Source organism: Streptomyces sp. NPDC058637, from assembly GCF_042717325.1.
Taxonomy (GTDB): Bacteria; Actinomycetota; Actinomycetes; order Streptomycetales; family Streptomycetaceae; genus Streptomyces.
Map to the genome: position 1 here is coordinate 76237 of NZ_JBHXRD010000009.1, position 26919 is coordinate 103155.

Below are 26919 nucleotides of genomic sequence, written 5' to 3' on the forward strand. Positions count from 1 at the left end.
TCCTGCCCTCGGTGAACTCGGTGAACTCGGTGGATGGTGGGGCTGGTGGGGCTGGCGGGATCGAGCGGTCAGAAGAGGAAGTAGCGCTGTGCCATGGGCAGTTCTGCGGCCGGCGCGGGTTCGACCCGCTCACCGTCGATGGTGACGTCGAAGCTGTCGGGATCGACCCGGACGCGGGGCAGGGCGTCGTTCTCCCGCATGTCCGCCTTGGTGACTCCGCGCGTGCTGGTGATCGGCACGAACCGCTTCCCGAGCCCCAGCCGTTCCGGCAGCCCGTCCTCGATGGCCGCCCCGGACACGAAGTTGAGGGAGTTGGCCGCGGGGGCCCGGCCCACGGCGCCGAACATCGGGCGGGGCATGACCGGTTGCGGGGTGGGGATCGAGGCGTTGGCGTCGCCCATCTGCGCGTACGCGATCTGGCCGCCCTTGATCACGGTCTGCGGCTTGACGCCGAAGAAGGCCGGGTCCCACAGCACGAGGTCGGCGAGCTTCCCGGTCTCGACCGAGCCGATCTCACGGTCGAGCCCCTGGGCGACCGCCGGGTTGATGGTGTATTTGGCGACATAGCGACGAGCTCGGTGGTTGTCGGCCGGACCGTCACCGGGCAGGGAGCCCCGTCGCCGCTTCATCACATGGGCGGTCTGCCAGGTGCGCAGGATCACTTCGCCGATGCGCCCCATCGCCTGTGAGTCCGAGGAGATGATCGAGATGGCACCCAGGTCGTGCAGGATGTCCTCGGCCGCGATGGTCGAGGGCCGGATCCGGGACTCCGCGAAGGCGAGGTCCTCCGGCACCGCGGGATTGAGGTGGTGACAGACCATCAGCATGTCGAGGTGTTCCTCGATGGTGTTGACGGTGTGCGGCCGGGTCGGATTGGTGGAGCTGGGAAGGACATAGGGCTCCGAGACCACGCTGATGATGTCGGGGGCGTGCCCACCGCCCGCACCTTCGGTGTGGTAAGCGTGGATGGAGCGCCCGGCGATGGCGGCCAGCGTGTCGGCGACGAAACCGGCCTCGTTGAGTGTGTCCGTGTGGATGGCCAGCTGTGCGCCGGTCTCCTCGCAGACGCCGAGGCAGGCGTCGATGACGGCGGGGGTGGCACCCCAGTCCTCATGGATCTTGAATCCCAGTGCCCCGGCCCGCAGTTGGGAGTGCATGGCCTCACGGGACATGGTGTTGCCCTTGCCGAGCAGGCCTATGTTGACGGGGTAGGCCTCCAGTGCCTCGAACATCCGGGCGAGGTGCCAGGGTCCCGGGGTGATGGTGGTGGCCTTGGTGCCCTCGGCCGGTCCCGTGCCGCCGCCGACGAGCGTGGTGATACCCGACGAGAGCGCCTGGTCGACCAGGGTCGGCGAGATAAAGTGGACATGCGCGTCGATGGCGCCCGCGGTGATGAACTTGCCGTTGCCCGCGATGATCTCGGTCTCGGGCCCGATGACCAGATCGGGGTGGACGCCGTCCATCGTGTCCGGGTTCCCGGCCTTGCCGATGCCGGTGATCCGACCGTCACGGATGCCTATGTCCGCCTTGACCACGCCCCAGTGGTCGATGATGACGGCGCCGGTGACCACGGTGTCGGGTGCGCCCTCGGCGCGGGTGGTGCGCGCCTGCCCCATCGACTCGCGGATCACCTTCCCGCCGCCGAACACGGCCTCGTCACCGGCCCTCCCGGGACCGCCGCAGCGGTCCTCCTCGATCTGGACGACGAGATCGGTGTCGGCGAGCCGGATGCGGTCGCCGGTGGTGGGCCCGAACAGGTCGGCGTACACGGGGCGGCTGAGCTCAGGCATCGAGGGGACCTCCGGTGTCGCCGCGCAGGCCGGGGACGATGCGCAGGCCTGCGATCGGGACGAGTTCGACGTCGACGGGAATGCCGGGTTCGAAGCGCACCGCGGTCCCTGCGGCGATGTTCAGCCGCAGCCCGTGGGCAGCCCCGCGGTCGAAGTCCAGACCGGGGTTGGCCTCGGCGAAGTGGTAGTGCGAGCCGACCTGGACGGGCCGGTCCGCCGCGTTGAGGACGGTGAGGCGGGTGACGGGGCGCCCCTCGTTGAGCGGCACCGGGCCGTCCGCGTACAGGATCTCTCCGGGGATCATCGGCCGCCCCCGTCAGACGATCGGATCGTGGACGGTGACGAGCTTGGTGCCGTCCGGGAAGGTGGCCTCGACCTGTACGTCGTGGATCATCTCCGGGATGCCGTCCATGACGTCCAGGCGGGTGAGCACCTTCCTGCCGGAGGCCATGAGTTCGGCGACGGTCCGGCCGTCGCGCGCTCCTTCCAGGAGGTGCGAGGTGATCAGGGCGATCGCTTCGGGATGATTCAGCCGCAGCCCGCGCGCCCTGCGCCTCTCGGCGACGTCGGCCGCCACGTGGATGAGCAGGCGTTCCTGTTCGTGCGGAGTCAGTTGCACGCTTCCACCTCTTCGTCTTCCGCCCGGTACCGGCCCCGGGCGCAGCGGGACCCTATCCGCCTTCAACGGTCTGTTGAATGACGAACCGGGCCCCGCGGCCAGGTATTGCACGTTAGGGCGGAAGTTTTTCCGGCGCGTTAACTGATCTTTTGCGGATCCATGGACATCAGGCCGCGCAGCCCGTTCTCCAGCACCTCGGGCTCCGTCCCGCCGAACAGCGCTTCCTGCGCCATGAACCCCTGAGCGGTGGCGATCATCGTGCGGGCGACGTCGTCGGCGGGCACGTCGGCGTGCATGAGGCCGGCCGCACGGTAGGCCTCCACCAGCTTCGCCCAGGTGGCACGCATACCCGTGAAGCCGTCCTCGAGGGTCTTCGCCAACCGATCGTCGCGCAGGGTCTCGGCCCACACCTGGACGATGAGCGCGGCACACGCGCGGCGCTCCATCCCGTACACCTGCCCGGTGATCACACGGCGCAGCACCCTGCCCAGCAGCACGTCGGGAGTGGGCGGCGGGGTGAGATCGGCCGCCTCCTCGAACGCCTGCCGGATGCCGCGGAAGGCCTCGTCGGCGATGGCCGCGATCAGGTCCTCCTTGCCCGCGAAGTAGCGGTAGACGGCACCCGCCGACAGCCCGACCTCTTTCAGCACGTCCTGCATCGAGGTGCCGTGGAAGCCGTTGCCCGCGAAGCAGCGCGCGGCCCCGGCGAGGATCTGCCGACGGCGGGCGTCGAGGTGCTCCTGCGATACGCGTGCCATGACCCAAACCTAAAACGAACGTTCCTTCTTGACAAGTGTCACGACGACAGGACAGTGGACTCCGTAAAACGAACGATCCTTCTCTTTAAATATCCCCTGATCGCCCTGAATCACCCCCTCTTCGAATTGAGGCGCTCGCCATGCCGTCTGCACCGAACCACCGTGCGGTGGCGGTCATCCTGCTCGTCCCCCTGATGGTGGCGCTCGCCCTCTGGGCCTTCTCGTGGCCCGCCGCGCGGATCGCGCCGCGCGACCTGCCCGTGGGCGTCGCCGGTTCCGCGGCCGCGGCCGATCAGCTGCACGAGCAGCTCGAACGGCATGAGGGGGCCTTCGAGATCCACCGCTACGACGACGCGTCCGCCGCTCGCGCCGCGATCGAGGACCGGGTCGTATACGGCGCGGTCGTGGCCGGGGACAAGGGGCCGCAACTGCTCACCGCGTCGGCGGCGAGCCCCGTCGTCTCCCAACTGCTGACCGAGGCGGTCGCGGGCGCGGCGCCCGCCGGGACCGCCGTACCGGTGACCGATGTCGTGGCGGCGCCGGCCGCGGACCCCCGCGGCAGCGCGCTCGGCGCGAGCATCCTGCCGCTGGCGCTCGCCGGAGTCGCCTCCGGGGCGGTCGTGACCCTGATGAAGCTGCGCGGCGCCCGGGCAGCGGTGACCCTGGCCGTCACAGCGGCTCTGGTGGGCATCGTGGCGACCGCGGTCGCCCACAGCTGGCTCGGCGTGATCACGGGCGGCTGGTGGGCCGAGGCCGGCGTCATGGGGCTGACCGTGCTGGCGATCGGCTCGGCCGTGGCCGGGCTCGCCGTCCTGATCGGCACGCCGGGCATAGGCCTGGGCGCGCTGCTGATGGTGCTGCTGGGCAATCCGTTCTCCGGCGCCACCAGCGCGCCCGAACTGCTCCCCGAGCCGGTCGGCGTGATCGGGCAGTGGCTGCCGCCGGGCGCGGGCGGCTCACTGCTCCGTTCGGTGGCGTTCTTCGACGGCAGCGCCGCGGGCGGTGCCGCGTCGGTCCTGGCGGCCTGGGCGGCGCTCGGCCTGGTCGCGGTCCTGATCGGCGGGCGCAGGCGCCCGGAGCGGACCGACGGCGCCGATCCCTCCGTACACAGGCCCGATCCAGTCCCGGTGGGCTGAGCGGTCTCGCACCGGAACAGGCCGTGCGTCCTCCGCCGTGTCAGGCGGTTGCTGCACGGCTTTCCGCTGCTCCGGCCTCGTCGACATCGACCCGGGCCATGCCGTACCGGCACGCACGCGCCTCCCGACTCGCCGTGAAGGCGATCTACGACACCATGCCGTACCTCACCTGTGAGGTGGAAGCCTTCTGTCTCGGCCAGGCGGGATCCAGTGCCGCCGTGCTGCTCGCGCCCGGACGCCGACACGCCCTGCCCGGCGCCCGGGCAGTCGTTCGGCAGCCCGCCCCGGACGAACCGGTGCGGGGCCGGCTCTCCGATCTCGGGATCGAGGCACGTGAGTCGGTGCGCGTGCGCGTGCGCGAGACGCTCACCGCCATGCCGGCCCGTCACACGGGGCGTTCCGCACAGGACATCGGTGCCGACATCGAGCGGGACACCATCCTCGACGCACCGGCCGCCCTGGCGTACGGAATCGTGGACCACGTCGTTGAGAATCGCTAGCCGTACCGGCCCACCACTCCCCGCGAGGTGAATCCCCCACGCGCTCGCCCCGGTTTTCGCCCGCTCCCCGCACCGACCCGCACCGAGGCGGAGTTCATCGACCGGTACCTGGAAGCGCTCGGCCAGGTGGGCCGGATCTGGCCGACCCGTATGCGTACGGGGCGCTGCGGGCTGCGCAGGCGCCGGCCTAGCGGGCCGCGGCCTTCCGCGACGCGCTCGCACTCGTGCACGAGCGGGGCGAGGCGTCGATCCACGCGTCCCCACCGGCACGCGCGCCGCGGCTGCCGGACGGGGAGCGGTGCGCCGGGCGGGTCACCATGCCTCCCCGGCCAGCGAGTTGACCGGCGCCCCGCCCGACTCCTGCACGCCACCGGCCTTTCGGCGCCCGTTCACGACACGCCCGACGGGTCGATCGAATTTCCTCGCTCGTTCGGCGTAGACGGCCCCCCGCACGAGGGACAGCTCAACTTGCGCAATCCGCGCGGACACTGAACGGAATACGTCGTTCCGCCGCTGGTACGGGGCTGGTCGACCGACGACGCCGAGGGCCCGGATCCGCCCCGTCCACCCGAATGGATCAGTCGTGATGACTCTCACATAACGCCATTTCAGCTCGGAAATCCGGCGGTGCGTGAGTAAAGATCCCTGAGACGACAAGCCCCCGCCACCGCGGCGGGGCGGTCCGGGCGGACGCCGAGTCCTGCCACTGTCCGGATGCCTGGTCGACAGAAGTGGATCGGCAGGAGTGGAGGACCCGAGCACAACGGGCCGACCGGACACCCGGGCGGTCCTCGGGGTGAAGCCGCCTTGTGCGGCCGGGCAACTTCGCCAGCCCGAACCCGACAGGTCATCCTTCACAGGCGGCTGACGAAGGGTTGCGCATGACTGCGCAGGTTCATGTCCCGTCTCTGATCGCCCGAGCCGGAACGGCCTCGGTTCTCACCATCGCTCTGGGCACCACCATGCTGGCCCCCGGCCTCGTCGACGAAGCCGAGGCCGCGACCCATTCGACGAAGGCGCTCAAGATCGCCGCCTCGAAGAAGGGGTCGCCGTACGGTTACGGCGCCACAGGCCCCCACCGGTTCGACTGCTCGGGCCTCACGCTCTACTCGTTCAAGAAGGCGGGCAAGAAACTCCCCCGCACGGCCCAGCAGCAGTACAACAAGACCCGCCACCTCACCAGGTCGCAGCGGCAACGCGGCGACCTGGTCTTCTTCCACGCGGGCCGGAGTGTCTACCACGTGGGCATCTATGCCGGCGCTGGGAAGATCTGGCACTCGCCGAAGTCCGGGGCCGTGGTCCGGCTGGAGAAGATCTGGTCGAAGAGCGTCTGGTACGGGAGGGTCCGCTGACGGTCGTAGCGATTCGGATCAGTGCAGCAGGGGCCCGCCCACCAGGACGAGCCCCAGCGCGGTGAGCGCCGCGCCGCTGCCGCCCTCGATGGCGCGGGCGGTACGCGGCCGGCGCAGCCACCGGCCGAGCCGGTCCACGAGCAGGGCCACGGCCGGGAACCAGACGAGCGCCAGGAGTACGACCACCGAGGCCAGCAGCAGGGTCCTCGGGAGGGGCGGCTGCCCCTCGGGGACGAACTGGGGCAGCAGACTCAGGAAGAGTACGGGCGCCTTGGGATTCAGGGCGTTGGTGAGGAATCCCTGGCGCAGTGAGCGTCCGGGGCTCATCGGCGCCCTGTACCCGGCCTCGTCCGGCTTCTGGGCCCGTTCGCCCGCCGCTCGCCGGCGCCGTATCGCGTACAGGGCGCTGAGCCCCAGATAGAGCACATAGGCGCCACCGAGCAACTGCACGGCGCGAAAGAGTACGGGCATCGTCACGAGCACCGCGGCGAGTCCGGCGACTGCCAGCGCGGTGTGCACCAGCAGGCCCGCGGCGACGCCGACCGCCGTGGCGACCCCCGATCCGCGCGAGGCGAGCGCGTTGCGTACGACCACGGTGAAGTCGGCGCCGGGCAGCGCGACCATCCCGGCGGCCACCCCGATGAAGGCGAGCAGTTGTGCGTCCATGAGTACACCCTGACCCGGCCGGCCCTTTAGCGTGTACTTGCAATCTTCTGGGTCCACCAAAAGGAACGCTTAATGTACGACCCGACACGCCTGGCCGCGCTGGTGGCGGTGGCCGAGGCCGGTTCGATCACGCGGGCCGCCGCTCGGCTCGGCTACACCGCGCCCGCACTCTCCCAGCAGCTGGCCAAGCTGGAGCGGGAGGCCGGTGCGGCGCTACTGGTGCGCCACCATCGCGGGGCACGGCTGACGGCGGCCGGGGAGCTGCTGGCGGGACGGGCCAGGAGGGTGCTGGACGAGATGGACCAGGCGCGGCACGAGCTGGCCCGGCTCGCGGGGCTGTCGGGAGGGCGGCTGCGCGTCGGTACGTTCACGACGGCCGGGATCCATCTGCTGCCCCCCGTACTCAGCGCGTTCCGGCGCGCGCACCCCGATGTGGAGCTGACCGTCACCGACTACGAGCCGCCCTTCGGAGTCGCCGCCGTGGCCGCCGGCGACGTGGATCTCGCTCTGACCCATGCGTACGAGCCCGCTGCCGCCGATCCGATGCCGGCCGGTGTGTCCGCGGATCCATTGCTCGTGGAGGAGCTGGTACTGGTCACCGCGGTCGGCCATGTGCTGTCGGAGGGCAGCGGCCCGCTGCCCGTGGCCGAGCTGGCGGGCCGCCCGCTGATCAGCAGCGCACCCGCCCATCCGCCTCGCCGTGGGGTGGAACGTGCACTCGCCGAGGCGGGGGCGACTCCCGCCGTGGTGTGCGAATCCCCCGGCTACGCGCTGGTGTGCGCGCTGGTGAGCGCCGGTCTCGGGGTCGCGGTGGTGCCGGAGATGGTCGCGTCGATGTCCTCCACCCCACTCGCCGTACGCCGGCTGGAGCCCGTGGCCTTCCGGCGGACGATCTCCGTGGTGCACCGGGGCGACCGGAACACCGCCGCGGCGACCACTCTGAGGGCCTTGCTCCGAAGCGGTTTCGGCCGGGCGGCGGGTACACAGTGACCGCCGGCGCGTGCCCGGTGCCGGGCATCGGATCCGCGCGGGCATCAGGTCCGTACCGGACGTCAGCTCTGCGCGGGCCCGGACCAGGGAAGGGCGATCGACACGGTCTTGCCGCCGTCCGCGGTGGGGCTGACGCCGAGCCGCCCGCCGCACTCCTTGGCCAGGGCCCGGATGATCACCATGCCGCGGCCGTTGTCCTGCTGCACCGCAGCCGGCAGCCGCTGGGGCCAGCGCGGGTGACTGTCCGTCACGCCGAGGTAGAGCTCCACGTCCCGGTCTAGGCGGAGATCCACCGTGAAGGTGGGTGACTGCCCGAAGGTGTGCAGGACGGCGTTGGTGGCGAGTTCCGAGACGATCAGCCGGATGACGTCGGCGGCTTCGGTGTCATCGGGCAGACCCCATTCGGTGAGCACCCTGGCCACGTGTCTCCGGGCCGCGGACACCGAGGCCGGATCGCTCGGCAGAGTGACGGTTGCTTCCTGATGGTCCGCCATGGCGACGCCGTCCCTTCCCGCCCGGACCGACCCGCGATCGGCCTGGATTGTGCTTCGCGTCAGACTGCCACTGATGCTGCCCTCTGTAACGGCGATCCACCAAGATATGCATATATCTGTCGCTCAATACGGTGAACTCTGCCCCGTAAGCCCCATACGGGCGCAACACTGGCCCCTTTCCGAGCCGTCCCGGTACGGGCCGGCTCTCCGTACAGCGGAAGGAGGCCGGCATGAGGCACGGCCCTGTCGTACGTCGTCGAAAGCTCGGCGAGGAACTGCGCGGTCTGCGTCACAGCTCGGGACTGACGAGCCGTGACGCGGCCCGGCTGCTGGGCTGGCACCAGTCCAAGGTGAGCCGGATCGAGACGGGTGCGAGCGGGGTGAGGCCGGCCGACGTGACCCGGTTACTGGACGCCTACGGGGTGGACGACACGCAGCTCCGCTCCCTGCTGCAGGCACTCGCGGGCTCGGCGGGCGGGGGCGGCAACGGGTGGTGGCACGCCTATCGCGGCCTCATCCCGCCCCAGTACCGCGACTTCATCAGCCTGGAGTCGCAGGCCGGGGCCGCCCGCACCCTGGAGACCTCGGTGGTGCCGGGACTGCTGCAGACCGCCGACTACGCGCGGGCGGTGACCCGGTCCTCCCTGGACGGACTGCCGCCCGCACAGCTGGACTCCCTGGTGGAGGTGCGGCTCGCACGGCAGGGAGTGCTGCACGCGCCCAGCCCTCTCCGGTTGAGTGCCGTACTCGACGAAGCCGTGCTGAGGCGTGGCGTCGGCGGCCCGCAGGTCATGCGGAACCAACTGGACCATCTGGCGACGGTGGCACAACTGCCTCATGTGCAGCTTCAGTTGCTCCCGTTCCGGGCGGGCAGCTACATCGGCCTCACAGGCCCTTTCGTTATCTTCTCTTTCCCAGCCATTTCTGATCTGGATGTGGTCGTTCTTGACCATTTGACAAGTAGTCTCTATCTGGAGCGGAGAGAAGACCTTGAGGCGTACAGCTCGGCCTTCCGCACGATGCAGGCTCACGCGCTGTCGCCGGAGCGTTCGCTGGACCTCATCGCCGCAGTCGGCCGCGGCGGTTGACCGGACCTTCTGACTGCCCGAGGGGGGCACGATGTCCGACCGTCTCGCACAGCCCGTGAAGCCTGTGGAGCCCGCACAGCCCGCACTCCGGTGGCGGCGCAGCAGCCGCAGCACCGGGATGAACAACTGCGTGGAGGCCGCGCCCCTGGGCGGCGGTCGACTCGCCGTACGGGACTCCAAGGACGTGGACCTGCCGCCGTTACGCTTCACCGCGGCGGCCTGGACGTCCTTCGTGTCCCGGCTGCCGGAACACCGGGAGGGCTGACGGGGTTCAGCCGGCGGGGGCGGGAGCCGACGCCACGATCGCGGCCACCGCGGCCGCGATCTCCGTCCGGGTCAAATCGGCCCGTGCGGTCAGCCGCAGCCGGGAGATGCCGTCCGGGACGGACGGCGGCCGGAAGCACCCCACCGCGAGTCCGGCCGAGCGGCAGTCCGCGGCCCAGCGCACCGCCGCCTCCGCCGACGGTGCGCGGACGGACACGACGGCCGCGTCCGGGCGCACGGCGGTCAGCCCGGCCGCCGTCAGCCGGTCGTGCAGTTCGGTGGCGACGGCCCGGGCCCTGCCCGCCCGTTCCGGTTCGCGGCGCAGCAGCCGCAGGCTGCCCAGAGCGCCGCCCGCGGCCGCCGGCGCGAGACCGGTGTCGAAGATGAACGTACGGGCCGTGTTGACCAGGTGCTCGATGACCCGGGCCGGCCCGAGGACCCCCCCGCCCTGACTTCCCAGGGACTTCGACAGGGTGAGTGTGGCCACGATGTCCTCGCCGCCCGCGAGCCCGGCGGCACCGAGCGCGCCGCGTCCGCCCTCGCCCAGGACGCCGAGGCCGTGCGCGTCGTCCACGAGGAGCGCCGCTCCCCCGTCCCGGCAGACCTGGGCGAGCTCCGTCAGCGGGGCGGCGTCGCCGTCCACCGAGAAGACCGAGTCGGTCACGGCCAGCGCCTGTCCGCCGTGGGCACGGAGTTCCTTGCCCACGGCGCCCGGATCCGCGTGCGGGACGACGGCGGTCGCCGCGCGGGAGAGGCGGCAGCCGTCGACGATCGAGGCATGGTTCCCGGCGTCGGAAACGATCAGCGAGCCCTGCCCGGTGAGCGCGGTGAGGGCTGCCAGGTTGGCGGCGTAACCGGACGACAGGACGAGGGCCGCTTCGAAGCCGCAGAAGTCCGCCAGCTCCCGTTCGAGTTCGGCGTGCAGCGCGGTGGACCCGGTGACCAGCCGCGAGCCGGTGGCACCCGCCCCCCACCGGCGGGCCGCCTCGGCCGCGGCGGCCGTGACCTCGGGATGGCGGCTGAGACCGAGGTAGTCGTTGCTCGCGAGGTCCAGCAGTTCCGATTCGGCGGACCTGGGGCGAAGGTTGCGGACGAGTCCGGCCGCGGCACGGCGACGGGCCTCGTCGTCGATCCAGTCGAACGGGGCGAAGGACATGGGGCGGTCCCTTTTGTAGGCAGCTCACAGACCCTAGCGGGGTGCGCAGCAGGTCAGGGTGTGGCAATACACACACCCTCGGCCACCTCTACTGTCCGGTTCCTCCTTGGCCGAAGGCGGTGCCGTACGTCAGGATCGGGGCCATGGACCTGCTGAACACGCTGGTGGACAAGGGGCTGCGGCGCGAACTGCCGACCCGTGAAGAAGCGCTCGCCGTGCTGGCGACCTCCGACGACGAACTGCTCGACGTGGTGGCCGCGGCCGGAAAGGTGCGCCGTCAGTGGTTCGGGCGGCGCGTGAAGCTCAACTATCTGGTGAACCTGAAGTCCGGGCTCTGCCCCGAGGACTGCTCGTACTGTTCGCAGCGGCTCGGTTCCAAGGCGGGAATCCTCAAGTACACCTGGCTGAAGCCGGACGAGGCGACGAAGGCCGCCGCGGCCGGGGTGGCCGGCGGCGCGAAGCGGGTATGCCTGGTGGCGAGCGGGCGTGGGCCGACGGACCGGGACGTCGACCGGGTCTCGCAGACGATCGAGGCCATCAAGGAGCAGCACGAGGACGTCGAGGTGTGCGCCTGCCTCGGCCTGCTCTCGGAGGGACAGGCCGACCGGCTGAGGTCCGCCGGCGCCGACGCGTACAACCACAACCTCAACACCTCGGAGGGGACGTACGGGGAGATCACGACCACCCACACGTACGCCGACCGGGTGGACACCGTGCAGCAGGCCCAGGCCGCCGGCCTCTCGGCGTGCTCCGGGCTGATCGCGGGGATGGGTGAGGCCGACGCCGATCTGGTGGACGTCGTGTTCTCGCTGCGCGCGCTGGACCCGGACTCGGTTCCGGTGAACTTCCTGATCCCGATCGAGGGCACCCCGCTCGCCGAGGAGTGGCACCTCACCCCGCAGCGGTGCCTGCGCATCCTGGCGATGGTCCGGTTCGTCTGCCCGGATGTCGAGGTGCGGCTCGCGGGCGGGCGTGAGGTCCATCTGCGCTCGATGCAGCCGCTCGCCCTGAACCTGGTCAACTCGATCTTCCTGGGCGACTATCTGACCACCGAGGGCCAGTCGGGTCAGTCCGACCTCGACATGATCGCGGACGCCGGCTTCGAGGTGGAGGGGACGGACACGACGACACTTCCCCGGCACCGGGCCGCGGCGGGCGGCGGCTGCGGTTCGCACGACGGCGGCTGCGCTCCCTGCGGCGACGCCCCCGAGGCCGCCGAGGTCCCGGCGGTGCGGACGGAACCGGTGCGGACGGAACCGGTGCGGACAGAGTCGGTGCGTACGGATGCGGCTCGGACGGATCTGGTGGCGGTCAGGCGTCGCGGCGCCGGTACGGACATCGCGCCCAATGCCTGAACCGCTCTCCCCCGCCGAACTCCGTTCCCTGGACCGGGCCCACGTCTGGCATCCGTACGGCCCGATGCCGGGCCGTCAGGAGCCGCTGGTCGTGGAGTCCGCGTCCGGGGTGCGGCTCCGGCTCGCCGAACCGGCCCACGGCCGGCACGAGTTGGTGGACGGCATGTCGTCCTGGTGGTCGGCGGTGCACGGCTACAACCATCCGGTGCTCAACGAGGCGGCCCGCGGACAGCTGGACCGGATGAGCCATGTGATGTTCGGCGGCCTCACCCATGAGCCCGCCGTCCGGCTGGCGACGCGGCTGGTGGAGATCACCCCGGAGCCTTTGCGGCACGTCTTCCTCGCCGACTCCGGATCGGTCTCGGTCGAGGTCGCGGTGAAGATGTGCCTGCAGTACTGGCGCTCGGCCGGGCGACCCGGCAAGCACCGGCTGCTGACGTGGCGCGGCGGATATCACGGGGACACCTGGCAGCCGATGTCGGTGTGCGATCCCGAGGGCGGGATGCACGAGCTGTGGTCGGGTGCGCTGCCCCGGCAGGTCTTCGCGGACGCGCCGCCGGACGGCTTCGACGCGGAGCCGGACGACGCCTACGTCCAACACCTGCGGGAACTGATCGCGGCGCACGCCGACGAACTGGCCGCGGTGATCGTGGAGCCCGTGGTGCAGGGCGCGGGCGGCATGCGGTTCCACTCGCCGGCCTATCTGCGGGTGCTGCGCGAGGCCTGCGACGCGAACGACGTCCTCCTGGTGTTCGACGAGATCGCCACGGGATTCGGCCGTACGGGCAAGCTGTTCGCGGCCGGGCACGCAGGGGTGTCCCCGGACGTCATGTGTGTCGGCAAGGCGCTGACCGGCGGATATCTGACGCTCGCGGCGACGCTGTGCACCACTCGGGTGGCGGAGGGCATTTCGAGCGGGGAGGTGCCGGTGCTGGCGCACGGGCCCACGTTCATGGGCAATCCGCTCGCCTCGGCGGTGGCGTGCGCTTCCGTGGACCTGTTGCTGGGCCAGGACTGGGAGCAGGAGGTGAAGCGGATAGGTGCCGGGCTCCGGCACGGTCTCGCCGAGGCCACCGGTCTGCCGGGCGTGCGGGACGTACGGGTGCTGGGCGCGATCGGTGTCGTACAGCTCGATCACGAGGTGGACATGGCGGCGGCGACCCGGGCGGCCGTCCGCGAGGGCGTATGGCTGCGGCCGTTCCGCGACCTCGTGTACACGATGCCGCCGTACGTGACGGGTGACGACGATGTGGCGCGGATCTGCCGGGCCGTGTGCGCGGCGGCGCGGGAGGGCTGAGATGACCATTCTGGTGGTGTCCGGTACGGGCACCGAAATCGGCAAGACGGTGGTGACCGCCGCTGTGGCGGCGGCCTGCCGTGGCAGACGGGTCGCGGTGCTCAAGCCCGCGCAGACCGGTCTCGCACCCGGTGAGCAGGGAGACGCCGCCGAGGTCGTGCGGCTGGCGGGCGGCCATGTGACGGCGGTGGAACTGGGCCGTTTTCCTGAGCCGTTGGCCCCGGAGACCGCCGCGCGACGGTCCGGTCTGCCGCCCGTACGTCCGTACGAGATCGCCGAGGCGGCGCAGAAACTGGCGACGGAGCACGATCTGGTGCTGGTCGAGGGCGCGGGCGGGCTGCTCGTACGTTTCGACGAGCAGGGCTCCACGCTCGCGGACGCCGCCCGGCTGATGGGCGCGCCCGTGCTGGTGGTGGCACCCGCGGGCCTCGGGACCCTCAATGCCACCGCGCTGACGGCGGAGGCACTGCGGGCCCGTGGCCTCGAATGTCCGGGTGTCGTGGTGGGCAGCATGCCGGCCGATCCGGATCTGGCCTCCCGGTGCAACATCGAGGACCTCCCGGTCGCCGCGGGCGCCCCGCTGCTCGGCGTGGTCCCCGCCGGGGCCGGATCACTGTCGCCCGACGACTTCCGTGCGCGGGCGGCGAGTTGGCTGGCCCCGGAGCTGGGCGGGGACCGGATCGTCCGATGAAGGGCTGAGCGGGCCCGCACGGGGGAGAATCGAAGGAGAGCCGTACCCGTCCGCCGAGGAGGTCCGTCATGCGTCTGCGCAGCACGAAGATCCCGCGGGACGCGGTACACCATCCGGTCTTCGCCCGCTTCTACGCCCGGATGAGCGTGACCGCGGATCTCAGGGGCGGTGTCGCCCGCCTCCGTGACGAGCTGCTGTCCGGGGTCTCGGGCCGGGTCATCGAGATCGGCGCGGGAAACGGCCTCAACTTCGCTCACTACCCGGGGTCCGTGTCCGAGGTGGTGGCGATCGAACCCGAGCGCGGTCTGCGTCAGCTGGCGGCCCGTGCCGGGCTGCGTGCGGAGGTCCCGGTCGATGTCGTACCGGGCACCGCCGAGGCTCTTCCGGTCAAGAGCGAGGCCTTCGACGTGGCGGTGGCGTCGTTGGTGCTGTGCACCGTGCGGGATCTGCCGCGGGCCCTGTCCGAGATCAAGCGGGTGCTCCGGCCGGGCGGTGAACTGCGCTTCTTCGAGCACACACTTGCCCAGGGACGGGCGCTGGCGACGGCCCAGCGGGCGGTGGACCGGACGGTCTGGCCGCTGCTGTTCGGGGGCTGTCACACGTCGCGGGACACACTCGCGGCGATCGAGGCGGCCGGCTTCGAGCTCGGCGTGTACCGCAGGCTCCGGATTCCGGAGAAGGGCGTGCAACTGCCGTCCACACCGTGTGTGCTCGGTGTGGCCCGCAAATCCATGGTCGTGGACTGAGGCTCCCGGGCCCCAACGGCTCACCACATACCCAGAGGCGTCCATGAGTCAGGAGGCCGGGTCACAGGCGTCACAGGCTCCACTGGCGCAGCTCTTCGGCGATCACCCGGACGTCCGCCTTGCCCTCTTTCACCAGCCGGGCGAGATCGCGCACCTGCTCGGGCGACGTGATGACCTTCAGCCCCGAGGCGACGAGGTAGCCGTAGGCGACCGCGGACGCGAACATGGCGTTGGAGTGTTCGAGCGCCGGTACGTGGAGGAGCAGCTGCAGCATGGCTGCCGCCCGGGAGTGCGGGTCGCTGTAGACGGGGCTGCCGAAGATCTCCGCCTCGTGCCGGCTGACGGCCGCTACGAGCGCGCCCCAGTCGACGACCTGCGGATCCCCCGGCGTCTTGTGCTCGGCGACCATGAGCAGCCAGGAAAGATCGATCTGCAGGTTCAACGGGTACCTTCGCGCTCCGGGCCGAACTCCTCGGCGAACACCGACTCGTACTGCTTCATGAAGTCGGCCGCTGCCTCGACGAAGGTGTGTCCGACCTCGCCCGCATCCTGTTTGACGAGTTCCTCTATGTAGCGGTTCACGCTCATCCCCCGCTGCAGGGCGCGTTGCCGCGCCGCTTCGGCTGTCGCCTCGTCCACGCGAACGTTCAGCTGAGTCTTGGGCACGGCATCACGCTAGCGCGTCCGCGCTAGCACCGGCAAGAGGAACCACTTCGTGGCCCGTACATCTGCGCCGCGCGTCTACGGCCGTCCGCATAGGGCCACATGCCTGCGGCCCTATGCGGACATACGTCCGCCGCCATGCGTCTGCGGCCCTCCGCGGCCGTGCGTCCGGGGCCGTCGCCCGCCCGCCGGAGTCCGCCCGCGCACCGGAATCCGCTCGACTCCCGCGTTCCGCCGATGATGGGATGACGGCCATGACTGATCTTGTGATCCGCACAGCGACGGCGGACGACGTCGATACGGTTCTGGCGTTCTGGAGGGTCGCCGCCGAGGGCACCAGCATCAGCGACGACCGTGACGGCGTCCAACGGCTGGTCGCACGTGACCCCGGCGCCCTGATCCTCGCCGAACGGAACGGCATGCCCGTGGGGACGGTCGTCGCCGGCTTCGACGGCTGGCGATGCCATCTGTACCGGCTCGCCGTTCACCCGGACCAGCGGCGTCGCGGTGTCGGCGCGGCGCTGCTCGCCGCCGCGGAGGATCGCTTCACCGCGCTGGGCGGGCGGCGGGGCGACGCGATGGTCCTGGACCGCAACGCGCTCGCGCAGCATGCCTGGCGTGCGGCGGGGTATGTGCGGGAGGCCCACTGGAGCAGATGGGTGAAGCGCCTGACCGTCTGAAGGGCCGGCTCGGTCCGTCCGGGCGGGGCCGGGCCCGGCGACGCGTCCCAGTGGGGACCGGAGGGTGGAGCGGACCGGACGGACAACCGGTACGTCCGCCACTTTGCCGACCCTTTACGATGGATCCCCGAACGTCCCGACTTTTCGAAAGGTGTGAGCGTCCGCCCATGGGCGAGCCTCCCAGTAGTAGACACCGCCGACATCGCGCGAACCTCCTGACCCTGCCCGATCATGGGACGGAGGTGAACCGATGACCGAAGTGCTACTGCTCCTCGTGGCGGTGCTGCTCTCCCTCGCCTGCGGCGCGTTCGTGGCGGCGGAGTTCTCCCTGACCACCGTGGAGCGCGGCGAGCTCGAACGAGCCGTCGAGCGGAAGGAGCGCGGCGCCGCCGGAGCCCTCAAGGCGGTACGCAGTCTCACCTTCCAGCTCTCCGGCGCACAGCTCGGCATCACGGTCACCAATCTGGTGGTCGGCATGCTCTCCGAACCGTCCATCTCCAAGCTGATCCGGGGACCGCTGGAGGCGACGGGCGCCTCTCCGGGTGTGGCCTCCTCGCTGGCACTCGTGATCGGCACCGCGCTGTCCACCGTGGTCCTGATGGTGGTCGGCGAGCTCGTCCCGAAGAACTGGGCGATCTCGTCCCCGCTCGCCGTCGCCAAGGTGGTCGCCACCCCGCAGCGGGTGTTCACCGCCGTGTTCCGACCCTTCATCAGCCACCTCAACAACACCGCCAACCGGATCGTGCGCCGTTTCGGACTCGAACCGACCGAGGAACTGGCCTCCGCGCGCAGCCCGCAGGAGCTGGTGGCCCTGGCCCGTCACTCCGCGAAGGAGGGCGCACTGGAAGCGGACACCGCGGAGCTTTTCGTCCGCACCCTCAATCTGTCCGAGCTCACCGCGGAGAACGTGATGACACCGCGTGTCCAGGTCACCGCCCTCGAGATCCGGGCGACCGCCGAGGACGTCGCGAACGCCACCCGGGCGACCGGCCTGTCCCGCTTCCCCGTCTACCGGGGCAGTCTGGACACGGTCGTCGGCGTCGCGCACATCAAGGACGTGCTGGCCGTCCCGGCGGACCAGCGGCCCCGCAAGCGGGTGGCCGACATGCTGCGCGAGCCCCTGCTCGTACCGGAGACCCTCACCGTGGACCGGCTGCTCGACCGTCTTTCGGGGAAGCTGGCCATGGCCGTCGTCATCGACGAGTACGGCGGCACGGCGGGTGTCGTGACGCTGGAGGACATCGTCGAGGAGGTCGTCGGCGAGGTCCGCGACGAACACGACCCGCACGAGACACCCGACCTGGCCGCCGCCGGTGAGGACGCCGACGGACGCGTCCTGTGGTCCGCCGACGGGGCGGCCCGCACCGACCAGCTCCGGACCATCGGACTGCGGGTGCCCGACGGGCCCTACGAAACGCTGGCGGGTCTGATCGCCACCGATGTCGGCCGCATCCCTGTGGTCGGCGACACCGTCGAGCTCGCCGGCTGGCGGATCGACGTGGTGGACGCCTCGGGGCACCGCGCCGCGCGGGCACTGCTGCACGCACCGCTGCCCGGTACCGGCGAGCCGAAGGAGGACGCCCGATGATCGCCGTCCAGCTCCTCATCGGCCTGCTGACCCTGGTCGTCAACGCGTTCTTCGTCGGCGCGGAGTTCGCGCTGATCTCCGTACGGCGCAGCCAGATCGAACCCGAGGCCGAGGCCGGGAACCGGCGGGCGCGCAGCGTCATCTGGGGCCTGGAGCACGTGTCGGCCCTCCTCGCGGCGGCACAGCTCGGCATCACGCTCTGCACCCTGGTGCTGGGCATCGTCGCCGAACCCGCCATCGCACATCTGCTGGAGCCCGCCTTCGACGCGGTGGGCGTTCCGCACGGGCTGGTGCACCCGATCTCGTTCGTGATCGCCCTGACCGTCGCGACGTACCTGCACATGCTGCTGGGCGAGATGGTGCCGAAGAACATCGCTCTGGCCGAGCCCGCCCGCACGGCGCTCCTGCTCGGGCCGCCACTGGTGGCACTGGCCCGGGCGCTTCGACCGGTCATCTTCACGATCAACGCCTTCGCCAACGCGCTGCTCAAGCTCCTGAGGGTGGAGACCAAGGACGAGGTGTCCGCGACCTTCTCCGACGACGAGCTGGCGCGGCTCGTCAAGGACGCGGGGGACGCGGGTCTCGTCGACGACCGTTCGGCTGAGCGGCTGCGCCATGCGCTGGAGCTGGGTCGCCGCCCGGTCCGGGACGTGCTGATGCCGGTCGACCGGGTGCTGTACACCAGGGTCGGCACGACGCCGGAGGAGTTGGAGCGGCTGTCGTACGAGTCCGGCTTCTCCCGCTTCCCGGTGATGGACAGCGAACAGCGGATCCTCGGATACCTGCACGTGAAGGACGCCCTGGACGCCACGCCTCGCGATGTCCCGTTCCCGGTGACGGCGCTGCGGCCGATCGCCCGGGTGCGGGCGGCGACGCCACTCGACGACGTCCTGACCGCGCTGCGGCGCAGCCGTACGCACCTCGCGGCGGTTCTCGACGAGGACGGCCGGCTGGCGGGCATGGTCACCATGGAGGACGTGCTGCGTGAGCTGGTGGGCAGGCCCCAGGCACGCTGACGCCTGCGGCTGGCTGATCGGGGGCGCGGCCGTTGCCGCGCCCCCTCTCCGTGCGCCGTCGGCCGCCGGTCTCCGGTCGCCGTCACGGTAGAATCTCACCGCCATGGAATTGAATGCCCCCTACACCAGCTTTGTCGCGGTCGGCGACTCCTTCACCGAGGGGATGTCGGACCTGCTGCCGGACGGTACGTACCGCGGCTGGGCCGACATCCTCGCTGCTCGGCTCGCGGCCCGTGCGCCCGGCTTCCGCTACGCCAATCTCGCCGTACGCGGGAAGCTCATCGGCCAGATCGTCGAGGAGCAGGTCGCCATCGCCGCGGCGCTGCAACCGGACGTCATCACACTCGTCGGCGGGCTCAACGACACTTTGCGGCCGAAGTGCGACATGGGCATGGTCCGCGGCCGGATGGAGGAAGCCGTGGAGCGGCTCGCCCCGTCGTGCAAGACGCTGGTGCTGATGCGCAGCCCCGGCCGTAACGGTCCGGTGATGGAACGCTTCCGCCCGCGCATGGAGGAGCTGTTCTCGCTGGTCGACGACCTGGCGAAGCGGCACGGCGCGCTGGTGACCGACCTGTACGGTGCGCCGTCGCTCGGCGATCCGCGGATGTGGGACGTCGACAGGCTGCACCTGACGGCCGAGGGGCACCACCGGGTCGCGGAGGCGGTCTGGCAAGGGCTGGGACTGCCCGCGGAGAGTGACTGGCGGAATCCGATGCCCGTTTCCCCGCCTGCGCGCTGGGCGAGGCGGCGGGTGGACGACGTCCGCTTCGCCCGACAGCATCTGATGCCCTGGATCGGGCGGCGGCTCACCGGGAGGTCGTCCGGTGACGGGCGGGGCGGCGCCCAGTTCGACGGGGCGCTCGGCCAGGCCTTCTGGATCACGCCTGAGGACGGGGCCGTCCCCGGCCCCGTGACGGGGTGGCGCAGGCTCGACGGCTGACCGGCCCGGGCCGGCCGGAGATGCCCGGAACGTGAGACCTGTGGGGGCCGGAGGCCGAGGAGCGGGTCTCTGGGATGCCGCGGCCGAAGGCGCCGGTCGGGGCCGGGAGCCAGCCGGAGGGTGAGGAGAGCCGGCCGCGGGGAGCCGGAAGCCCAGGAGCCGGTCACCGGGCAGGTGTCGTGGCTGCCGTGATCGCCAGGGTCGCCGGGCGGCGGGCCTGGCGAGGTCAGCAGACGTTCGTAGGAAACCACACACCGGACCGCGGCGCGGACCTGCAGAAACCGCCAGTAGAATCCGGACACGTGACTGCTGTGTCTGCGAAGCCTCGCATCCCCAATGTCCTGGCCGGCCGCTATGCCTCTACGGAGCTGGCCGTCCTCTGGTCCCCCGAGCAGAAGGTGAAGCTGGAACGTCAGCTGTGGCTGGCGGTGCTGCGCGCTCAGAAGGACCTCGGGATCGAGGTACCTGACGCGGCCCTGGCCGACTACGAGCGCGTGGTCGACCAGGTCGACCTCGCCTCGATCGCCGAGCGCGAGAAGATCACCCGGCACGACGTGAAGGCCCGGATCGAGGAGTTCAACGCCCTCGCCGGCCATGAGCAGGTCCACAAGGGCATGACCTCCCGGGACCTCACCGAGAACGTCGAGCAGCTGCAGATCCGGCTCTCGCTGGAGCTGATGCGCGACCGTACGGTGGCGGTGCTGGCCCGGCTCGGCAAACTGGCCGCCGAGTACCGCGAGCTGGTCATCGCGGGCCGCTCGCACAACGTCGCCGCGCAGGCGACGACGCTGGGCAAGCGGTTCGCCACGGCCGCCGACGAGCTTCTGGTCGCCTACGGGCGGCTGGAGGACCTGTTGGACCGTTACCCGCTGCGTGGCATCAAGGGCCCTGTCGGCACCGCGCAGGACATGCTGGACCTGCTCGGCGGTGACGCCGGCAAGCTCGCCGACCTGGAACAGCGCATCGCCGGGCACCTCGGCTTCGCGCACGCCTTCACCTCCGTGGGCCAGGTCTACCCCCGTTCTCTGGACTACGACGTGGTGACCGCGCTGGTGCAACTGGCTGCGGCTCCTTCGTCCGTCGCCAAGACCATCCGGCTGATGGCCGGGCACGAGCTGGTGACCGAGGGCTTCAAGCCGGGTCAGGTCGGCTCGTCGGCGATGCCCCACAAGATGAACACCCGCTCCTGCGAACGCGTCAACGGCCTGATGGTGATCCTCCGGGGCTACGCGTCGATGACGGGCGAGCTGGCGGGCGACCAGTGGAACGAGGGCGACGTGTCCTGCTCCGTGGTCCGCCGGGTCGCGCTGCCGGATGCCTTCTTCGCGTTCGACGGTCTGCTGGAGACCTTCCTCACCGTGCTCGACGAGTTCGGCGCGTTCCCGGCGGTCGTCGCGCGCGAGCTGGACCGCTACCTGCCGTTCCTGGCCACGACCAAGGTGCTGATGGGCGCTGTCCGGGCCGGGGTCGGGCGGGAGGTCGCGCACGAGGCCATCAAGGAGAACGCGGTCGCCTCGGCGCTGGCCATGCGGGAACAGGGCGCGGAGCGCAACGAGCTCTTGGACAAGCTGGCCGCCGACGAGCGCATCCCGCTCGACCGCGCACAGCTCGACGCCCTGATGGCGGACAAGCTGTCGTTCACCGGCGCTGCGGGCGACCAGGTCACCGCGCTGGTGTCCCGGATCGAGGAGATCGCCAAGCAGCACCCGGAAGCCGCCGCTTACGCCCCCGGCTCCATTCTCTGAAAGCCCGCTCCCCTGTCGGAGCACATGAGGACTCCAGCCCACCCGCGCCCGTGTCGTCCCGGACTTGGCCGCGGGCGGGCCGCTTTCGGTGATGCGGTCCTCCGGGCCTGTGCTGTGCCCGAGACCGTGGCCGACGCGGTCCGGCGTGGGTCCGGTCCGCGCAGGCGATTCGACCAGGGGCACCCGGTGAGCGGTTGTCGTCCTAGGGTTCCCGCCATGGACTGGCGGGCCTGGCACGACCGAGACGATCTTCCCGGTTCCTGGACAAAACGGCGGCTGCTAGCCGTTCAATCACAGGTCCGAGCTGCACTGGACCGCATTCCGTCCGGTCCTCTGCAGGTGATCAGCCTGTGCTCCGGCCAGGGGCGTGACCTGCTCGGGGTGCTGGCCGACCATCCTCGTCGCGACGATGTCCGTGCCCGTCTGGTCGAGTTGGCCCCGGGAACACGGTGAGGTGACACCCGTACGGCTGCTCCCGTGCCGTTGCTCAGGCGTCCCTGGTCCGCACCGTCCACCAGCCGGCGAGCAGTGCGAGGGTGGCCCATCCGGCGGTGACGGCCAGACCCTCCCATGGCCCCAGGCTTCCTTCCGGATTCTGGTAGAGCACCAACTGCCCGGCCCGGTCCGGCAGGTACTGGGCAACTCCACCGGCTATGTCTCCGACCACGAAGGAGACAATCAGGATGAAGGGAATGAGCAGGCTGAGCACGGCAACCGCACTGCGGAGCACCGCCGTCAGTCCCGCCGCGAACAGGGCGATGAGAGCCAGGTAGACGCCGCCACCGAATGCCGCACGCAGAGCTCCGGGCTCGCCGAGACCGATCGCGTACTCACCCATGAACAGCTGACCCACCAGGAACGTGGTGAAGCTGGTGATCAGTCCCACGACGAGGGCGAGCCCACCGACCACTGCGATCTTCGCTGCGTAGAAGAGGCCGCGACTCGGGACGGCCGTGAGCGATGTCCGCAGGGCACCGTTCAGGAACTCGGACGAAAGAGCGGTCGCACCGAAGCTGATGGCCGCGATCTGGCCGAAGTTCAGGGCGTAGAAAGCGGAAAAGACTACGTCGTTACCCGGGTTGTCCGCCTCTGCCTGCCCGACTGTGGCGAAGGTGAGCACCGTGACCAGGAGGGTGGCGGCGAAGACCGCTATGAGAGAACCGGAGACGGACCGCACCGATCTGATCTTGATCCATTCGGAACGCAGCACCGCGGTCGTAGACATGGTCATGGCGGTCAGTCCTCCTGGCCGGCGGTAGGGGATGCGGTGGCGGCGAATTCCGTTTCGGTCGCCGTGAGATCGAGGTAGGCCTCTTCCAGCGTGGCCTGCTTGTCGATGAGCTCGAGAAGGGGAATACCTTCGAAGGCGGCCAGGGCACCGATCTCCTCGGCCGTGGCTCCGTCCACCGCCCACCGTCCGTCGTCGCCCTGTACGGGGTCATATCCCTTACGGATCAGCGCGTCGCGCAGCCGCGCCGATTCCGTCGCCCGCAGCCGGACACCCGGCCGGCTGCGGGATGCGAGGAACTCCCGCATCGGCATGTCGACAAGGAGCCTGCCCTTGCCGAGGACGACCAGGTGGTCGGCGAACGACGAGGTCTCGTTCATGAGGTGGCTGGAGACCAGGACTGTGCGGCCCTCCCCTGCCAGTCTCCGCATCAGCTCTCGGATCCAGACGATTCCCTCCGGGTCCAGCCCGTTCGACGGCTCGTCCAGCATCACCACCTCAGGGTCACCGAGAAGGGCCGCGGCGATACCGAGCCGCTGGCGCATGCCGAGCGAGAACGTCTTGATCCGCCGCCCTGCGACCGAACCGAGGCCGGCCTCCACCAGCACCTCCTCCACTCTGCTGCCCGCTATGCCGTTGCTGGTGGCGAGTGCCAGCAGATGATTACGGGCGGTTCTCGAACCGTGTGCCGCCTGGGCGTCGAGCAGGGCGCCAACCCGGCGCAGCGGATTTCCCAGCGATGCGTAGGCCCGCCCGCCGATCGTCGCGGTGCCGCCGGTCGCCCGGTGAAGGCCGAGGATCAGGCGCATGGTGGTGGACTTGCCCGCGCCGTTGGGCCCGAGGAATCCCGTCACCCGGCCGGGTCGCACGCTGAACGTGAGGTGGTCCACCGCACGGGTGGGCCCGTAGTCCTTGGTGAGCTCGTGCACGTCGATGCTGGTCATGACCTCAGCCTGGCCGCGGGCCAAGGTCCGTGGCCTCCCCCGCCCGGGTGGATCGTCTCCCTCTCGCGGGGGAGCCGTCCTCCGGTCGGCGCTGGCACGATGGCAGCATGCGCCGCTACCTCGCAAGGCTGGCCAGACCGGCCACGTACAGTCGCTGGCTGCACCTGCTCATTCCGTCCGCGGTGGTCAGCGTGTGGCTGTTCATCTCGCCGAGCAGGCCCTGGATGCCGTTCCTGTTCGCGATACCTGTCGGACTGCTTCCGGTGGTGCGCCTCGGCGAGGGGATCCAGGCGCAGCTACTGCTCACGCCCGACCAGCGGGGCCGCCCCGACGCCGCGATCTCCGCGGGTCCGGCCACGACATGGACCGCCCGCTGGCGCACCGTTGCCTGGCTGGAGGTACGGCTGGTTCTGGCGACGGTGGCGACCTTCGCGACGGTCTGGTTGCCGGCGACGACGGTGGACCTCGTGCGGGGTTCGTTCGGAACGGCTCCGAGCGAGGACTGGCTGGCCCGTGGTGTCGAGCCAGGCTGGTGGTGCGTCCTGCTCGCACCCCTGCCTATTCTCCTGCTGTTCGGTGTGGTCGTGCTGTGCGGTGACATCGTCACAGCTGTTGCCCGTCGGCTGCTCGGCCCGTCACCGGTGGAACGGATGACCGCGCTGGAGGAGCGCACCGAGACGCTCCTGGAACGCAATCGCATAGCGCGCGAGCTCCATGATTCGATCGGGCACGCGCTGACGGTCGCCGTCGTACAGGCGGGTGCGGCCCGGACGGCGGGTGACCCGGAGTTCACCGCGCGGGCACTCGCCGCGATCGAGGAGACGGGCCGCGACGCGTTGGACGATCTGGAGCGGGTCCTGCGGGTGCTGCGCGAGTCGGACACTCCCGCGAGTGGGCGTCCGACCCTGGCGGAGGCGGACAAACTGCTGGACTCGGCTCGTGGCTCCGGAGCGAAGATCGACGCGGAGGTCTCGGGTCCGCTCGATCTGATCCCGGGGCCGGTGTCACGTGAGGGGTATCGGATCCTGCAGGAGTCACTCACCAATGTGCTGCGTCACGCCGGTGCCGTTCCCGTGCGGGTGAGGATCCGCGTCGCGGGTGCCTCGTTGGAGCTGGAGGTGACCAATCCTCTCGAGAGGTCGCCCCGCGGGCAGGGTGGCGGCAGCGGGCTGCGGGGCATCCGGGAGCGGGCCGCTCTGCTGGGCGGAAAGGCCAAGACGGGTCCGTACGACGGGGAGTGGATGGTGCACGCGAGCCTCCCGCTGGAGCACATACGCTGACCGGATGCCGGTTACCGTACTTCTGGTCGACGACGAGCCTCTGGTGCGCGCGGGACTGCGCGCGGTCCTTGAGGCCCAGCCCGATATCGAGGTCGTGGGTGAGGCCTCCGACGGCGCGGCCGTGATTCCTCTCGTACGTCAACTGCGCCCCGATGTGGTGGCGATGGATGTGCGGATGCCCTTGATGGACGGAATCGAGGCGACCCGGGTGGTGCTGCGTACCGTTCTCGAACCTCCGAAGATCCTGGTGGTCACCACGTTCGAGAACGACGAGTACGTCTACGAGGCACTGCGAGCCGGCGCGGACGGGTTTCTGCTCAAGCGGGCCCGGCCCGCGGAGATCGTGCACGCGGTACGGCTGGTGGCCGAGGGGGAGTCACTGCTGTTCCCCGCGGCGGTCAGACAGCTCGCCGCCGAGTACGGCACGACGAAGGCGCGGGTGGTCATGGATCGGGCGGCCCTCACCGACCGTGAGGCGGCGGTGCTCCGTCTGATGGCGCGGGGTCTGTCCAACGCGGAGATCGCGGCCAAGCTCGTGGTCGGGGTGGAGACGGTGAAGTCGCATGTCAGCGCGGTGCTGGCGAAGTTGGGGGCGAGGGACCGCACCCAGGCGGTGATCGCGGCCTACGAGTCCGGCTTCGTGGCTCCGGGCTGACCGGGGTCACCTCTCGGTACCGGCTCCGGGTGGCTGTCGCCGCCGCCTCGGCCAACGAGTACGATCCGGCAGACATGCGCACGACCTGGGAGGACACACCGTGGGCCGGCTGACCGGTGGGGACCCGTCTCTGCTGCGGCGGATCAATTCCGCGGTGGTTCTGCATGCCCTCCGGGGTGCCGAATCGCCGACACTCACGGACCTGACCCGGATCACGGGCCTGTCCCGTCCGACGGTCGAGGGCGTGGTCGAAGGGCTCTTCGCAGCGGGCCTGGTCGTCGAGGCCCTGCCCGACGAGAGCGGGGCGCGCAAGCAGGGACGGCCGGCGAGACGGTTCAGGTTCCGTGCCGAGGCAGGTCACCTGCTGGGCATCGAGATCGGACCTCATCGCGTCTCCGCGCTGCTGTCCGGTTTGGACGGCCGGATCATAGGCGCCGGTTCACGCGAGGTGTCCGAGACCGCGTGTGCGGATGACAGGATCGAACAGGTCAGGGCTGTGATCGCCGATGTTCTGCGGCGCACCGGGGTTGCCCGGAGCAGTCTGCGCGCGGTCGGCGTCGGAAGCCCCGGCATCGTGGAGGCCGACGGCACCGTGCGGCTGGGCACGGCACTTCCCGACTGGACCGGCCTCGCCCTGGGCGAGAAGCTGCGGCGTTCCTTCCGCTGTCCCGTGCTGGTGGAGAACGACGCCAATGCGGCTGCCGTGGCCGAGCACTGGAAGGGTGCGGCCACCGAGTCCGACGACATCGTCTTCGTCCTCGCCGGTCTGAGCCCTGGGGCGGGTTCGCTGATCGGTGGGCGGCTGCACCGCGGGTTCGGTGGTGCGGCGGGCGAGATCGGTGCGCTGCACCTGCTGGGCCGGGACGTCACACCGGAACACCTGCTATCCACGACGGACACCCCGCTGGACCCGCTGGACGAACACGCCGTCGCCGCGGTGTTCGCCGCGGCCAGGCAGGGTGACGCCGGGGCACAGGCAGCCGTCGAGCGGTTCATTCAGAGGCTGGTGCACGATGTCGCCGCCCTGGTGCTCGCCCTCGACCCCGAACTGGTGGTGATCGGCGGCTGGGCCGCCGGCCTGGACGGGGTCCTGGATCCGCTCCGGGACGAGCTGGCTCGCTACTGTCTGCGGCCGCCCCGGGTGACCCTCTCGCTGCTCGGTGAGGCCGCAGTCGCCACCGGCGCCCTGCGGCTGGCCCTGGACCATGTCGAGGAGCAGCTCTTCGCCGTGGAGGGAACGGTGACGGCCCGTCGCTGACTGCGACGGGCCGCACGGGT

General features: G+C 70.6%; 29 protein-coding genes, 1 pseudogene and 1 riboswitch. Of the genes and pseudogenes, 19 read left to right on the forward strand and 11 right to left on the reverse strand.

Annotation, left to right across the window (positions count from 1 at the left end):
* Positions 1-68 precede the first annotated feature (68 nt).
* The 4 genes from ACFWVP_RS11290 to ACFWVP_RS11305 all read right to left on the reverse strand — a co-directional run bounded on the left by ACFWVP_RS11290 (position 69) and on the right by ACFWVP_RS11305 (position 3167).
* Positions 69-1790, reverse strand: a complete 1722-nt coding sequence (locus ACFWVP_RS11290) for an urease subunit alpha (protein ID WP_384495627.1) — start codon at positions 1788-1790, stop codon at positions 69-71.
* Positions 1783-2094: an urease subunit beta gene (locus ACFWVP_RS11295; protein ID WP_384495629.1), complete on the reverse strand. Its 312-nt coding sequence runs from the start codon at positions 2092-2094 to the stop codon at positions 1783-1785. Before ACFWVP_RS11295 ends, ACFWVP_RS11290 begins: the two co-directional genes overlap by 8 nt.
* 12 nt (positions 2095-2106) lie before the next feature.
* Positions 2107-2409, reverse strand: a complete 303-nt coding sequence (locus ACFWVP_RS11300; protein ID WP_384495631.1) for an urease subunit gamma — start codon at positions 2407-2409, stop codon at positions 2107-2109.
* A 137-nt stretch (positions 2410-2546) separates the two neighbouring features.
* Complete coding sequence (locus ACFWVP_RS11305) at positions 2547-3167, reverse strand: TetR/AcrR family transcriptional regulator (RefSeq protein WP_384495632.1); 621 nt, start codon at positions 3165-3167, stop codon at positions 2547-2549.
* A gap of 140 nt (positions 3168-3307) precedes the next feature.
* On the opposite strand from ACFWVP_RS11305, the gene ACFWVP_RS11310 reads away from it, so the two are divergent.
* The 4 genes and pseudogenes from ACFWVP_RS11310 (at position 3308) to ACFWVP_RS11325 (ending at position 6155) form a co-directional block, all read left to right on the forward strand.
* A complete protein-coding gene (locus tag ACFWVP_RS11310; protein WP_384495634.1) occupies positions 3308-4303 on the forward strand; it encodes an ABC transporter permease in 996 nt (331 codons plus the stop codon).
* Complete coding sequence (locus tag ACFWVP_RS11315) at positions 4192-4803, forward strand: ATP-dependent Clp protease proteolytic subunit (protein ID WP_384495873.1); 612 nt, start codon at positions 4192-4194, stop codon at positions 4801-4803. The genes ACFWVP_RS11310 and ACFWVP_RS11315 overlap by 112 nt, the downstream gene beginning before the upstream one ends.
* A 27-nt stretch (positions 4804-4830) precedes the next feature.
* Positions 4831-5144: pseudogene (locus ACFWVP_RS11320) on the forward strand (hypothetical protein).
* A gap of 340 nt (positions 5145-5484) precedes the next feature.
* A riboswitch (cyclic di-AMP (ydaO/yuaA leader) is annotated at positions 5485-5681 on the forward strand.
* 3 nt (positions 5682-5684) lie between these two features.
* The gene (locus ACFWVP_RS11325; protein ID WP_384495635.1) at positions 5685-6155 is read left to right on the forward strand and encodes a C40 family peptidase; all 471 of its coding nucleotides are present in this window, start codon (positions 5685-5687) and stop codon (positions 6153-6155) included.
* A gap of 18 nt (positions 6156-6173) precedes the next feature.
* Here the strand turns inward: ACFWVP_RS11325 and ACFWVP_RS11330 are convergent, their stop codons facing one another.
* Positions 6174-6821: a LysE family translocator gene (locus tag ACFWVP_RS11330; RefSeq protein WP_384495637.1), complete on the reverse strand. Its 648-nt coding sequence runs from the start codon at positions 6819-6821 to the stop codon at positions 6174-6176.
* Between the two features lie 72 nt (positions 6822-6893).
* On the opposite strand from ACFWVP_RS11330, the gene ACFWVP_RS11335 reads away from it, so the two are divergent.
* Complete coding sequence (locus ACFWVP_RS11335) at positions 6894-7811, forward strand: LysR family transcriptional regulator (protein ID WP_384495638.1); 918 nt, start codon at positions 6894-6896, stop codon at positions 7809-7811.
* Positions 7812-7873: 62 nt separating this feature from the next.
* Here ACFWVP_RS11335 and ACFWVP_RS11340 read toward each other — a convergent pair whose 3' ends face one another.
* The gene (locus ACFWVP_RS11340) at positions 7874-8305 is read right to left on the reverse strand and encodes an ATP-binding protein (protein ID WP_384495640.1); all 432 of its coding nucleotides are present in this window, start codon (positions 8303-8305) and stop codon (positions 7874-7876) included.
* Positions 8306-8535: 230 nt separating this feature from the next.
* Between ACFWVP_RS11340 and ACFWVP_RS11345 the strand changes: the two genes are divergently transcribed.
* Positions 8536-9393, forward strand: coding sequence for a helix-turn-helix domain-containing protein (locus ACFWVP_RS11345; RefSeq protein WP_384495641.1), 858 nt, complete (start codon positions 8536-8538; stop codon positions 9391-9393).
* 31 nt (positions 9394-9424) lie between these two features.
* A complete protein-coding gene (locus tag ACFWVP_RS11350) occupies positions 9425-9658 on the forward strand; it encodes a DUF397 domain-containing protein (protein WP_384495643.1) in 234 nt (77 codons plus the stop codon).
* Between the two features lie 6 nt (positions 9659-9664).
* Here ACFWVP_RS11350 and ACFWVP_RS11355 read toward each other — a convergent pair whose 3' ends face one another.
* Complete coding sequence (locus ACFWVP_RS11355; RefSeq protein WP_384495645.1) at positions 9665-10813, reverse strand: 8-amino-7-oxononanoate synthase; 1149 nt, start codon at positions 10811-10813, stop codon at positions 9665-9667.
* A 143-nt stretch (positions 10814-10956) separates the two neighbouring features.
* Between ACFWVP_RS11355 and bioB the strand changes: the two genes are divergently transcribed.
* The 4 genes from bioB to ACFWVP_RS11375 all read left to right on the forward strand — a co-directional run bounded on the left by bioB (position 10957) and on the right by ACFWVP_RS11375 (position 14902).
* Positions 10957-12168: a biotin synthase BioB gene (bioB, locus tag ACFWVP_RS11360; protein ID WP_384495647.1), complete on the forward strand. Its 1212-nt coding sequence runs from the start codon at positions 10957-10959 to the stop codon at positions 12166-12168.
* Positions 12161-13465, forward strand: a complete 1305-nt coding sequence (locus tag ACFWVP_RS11365; protein ID WP_384495648.1) for an adenosylmethionine--8-amino-7-oxononanoate transaminase — start codon at positions 12161-12163, stop codon at positions 13463-13465. The genes bioB and ACFWVP_RS11365 overlap by 8 nt, the downstream gene beginning before the upstream one ends.
* 1 nt (position 13466) lies before the next feature.
* Positions 13467-14156, forward strand: a complete 690-nt coding sequence (bioD, locus tag ACFWVP_RS11370; protein ID WP_384495650.1) for a dethiobiotin synthase — start codon at positions 13467-13469, stop codon at positions 14154-14156.
* A gap of 68 nt (positions 14157-14224) precedes the next feature.
* Positions 14225-14902, forward strand: a complete 678-nt coding sequence (locus tag ACFWVP_RS11375) for a class I SAM-dependent methyltransferase (RefSeq protein ID WP_384495652.1) — start codon at positions 14225-14227, stop codon at positions 14900-14902.
* Positions 14903-14972: 70 nt separating this feature from the next.
* Here the strand turns inward: ACFWVP_RS11375 and ACFWVP_RS11380 are convergent, their stop codons facing one another.
* Positions 14973-15344 (reverse strand): fic family toxin-antitoxin system, toxin component, encoded by a 372-nt coding sequence (locus ACFWVP_RS11380; RefSeq protein ID WP_384495654.1) that lies wholly within the window; start codon positions 15342-15344, stop codon positions 14973-14975.
* A complete protein-coding gene (locus ACFWVP_RS11385) occupies positions 15341-15568 on the reverse strand; it encodes a hypothetical protein (protein WP_014157595.1) in 228 nt (75 codons plus the stop codon). The genes ACFWVP_RS11380 and ACFWVP_RS11385 overlap by 4 nt, the downstream gene beginning before the upstream one ends.
* A gap of 242 nt (positions 15569-15810) precedes the next feature.
* Here ACFWVP_RS11385 and ACFWVP_RS11390 point away from each other — a divergent pair, with 242 nt between their 5' ends.
* The 5 genes from ACFWVP_RS11390 to purB all read left to right on the forward strand — a co-directional run bounded on the left by ACFWVP_RS11390 (position 15811) and on the right by purB (position 21534).
* The gene (locus ACFWVP_RS11390) at positions 15811-16245 is read left to right on the forward strand and encodes a GNAT family N-acetyltransferase (RefSeq protein ID WP_384495655.1); all 435 of its coding nucleotides are present in this window, start codon (positions 15811-15813) and stop codon (positions 16243-16245) included.
* 250 nt (positions 16246-16495) lie between these two features.
* Positions 16496-17833: a hemolysin family protein gene (locus ACFWVP_RS11395; protein WP_384495657.1), complete on the forward strand. Its 1338-nt coding sequence runs from the start codon at positions 16496-16498 to the stop codon at positions 17831-17833.
* Positions 17830-18849, forward strand: coding sequence for a hemolysin family protein (locus tag ACFWVP_RS11400; RefSeq protein WP_384495658.1), 1020 nt, complete (start codon positions 17830-17832; stop codon positions 18847-18849). Before ACFWVP_RS11395 ends, ACFWVP_RS11400 begins: the two co-directional genes overlap by 4 nt.
* Before the next feature lie 103 nt (positions 18850-18952).
* Positions 18953-19789 (forward strand): SGNH/GDSL hydrolase family protein, encoded by an 837-nt coding sequence (locus tag ACFWVP_RS11405; RefSeq protein ID WP_384495660.1) that lies wholly within the window; start codon positions 18953-18955, stop codon positions 19787-19789.
* Positions 19790-20091: 302 nt separating this feature from the next.
* Positions 20092-21534 carry an adenylosuccinate lyase gene (gene purB, locus ACFWVP_RS11410; RefSeq protein ID WP_384495662.1) on the forward strand — a complete coding sequence of 481 codons (1443 nt, stop codon included), beginning with the start codon at positions 20092-20094 and terminating at the stop codon, positions 21532-21534.
* A 487-nt stretch (positions 21535-22021) separates the two neighbouring features.
* Here the strand turns inward: purB and ACFWVP_RS11415 are convergent, their stop codons facing one another.
* Both ACFWVP_RS11415 and ACFWVP_RS11420 read right to left on the reverse strand, forming a co-directional pair.
* Entirely contained in the window at positions 22022-22765 is a 744-nt protein-coding gene (locus tag ACFWVP_RS11415; protein ID WP_384495664.1) for an ABC transporter permease, read from the reverse strand.
* 5 nt (positions 22766-22770) lie between these two features.
* Positions 22771-23706 carry an ATP-binding cassette domain-containing protein gene (locus ACFWVP_RS11420; RefSeq protein WP_384495666.1) on the reverse strand — a complete coding sequence of 312 codons (936 nt, stop codon included), beginning with the start codon at positions 23704-23706 and terminating at the stop codon, positions 22771-22773.
* Between the two features lie 107 nt (positions 23707-23813).
* Here ACFWVP_RS11420 and ACFWVP_RS11425 point away from each other — a divergent pair, with 107 nt between their 5' ends.
* The 3 genes from ACFWVP_RS11425 (at position 23814) to ACFWVP_RS11435 (ending at position 26899) form a co-directional block, all read left to right on the forward strand.
* On the forward strand, positions 23814-24986 hold the full coding sequence (locus ACFWVP_RS11425) for a sensor histidine kinase (protein ID WP_384495668.1): 1173 nt from the start codon (positions 23814-23816) through the stop codon (positions 24984-24986).
* 4 nt (positions 24987-24990) lie between these two features.
* Entirely contained in the window at positions 24991-25641 is a 651-nt protein-coding gene (locus ACFWVP_RS11430; RefSeq protein ID WP_384495670.1) for a response regulator, read from the forward strand.
* 100 nt (positions 25642-25741) lie between these two features.
* On the forward strand, positions 25742-26899 hold the full coding sequence (locus ACFWVP_RS11435; protein WP_384495672.1) for an ROK family protein: 1158 nt from the start codon (positions 25742-25744) through the stop codon (positions 26897-26899).
* The last annotated feature ends 20 nt before the right edge of the window (positions 26900-26919 follow it).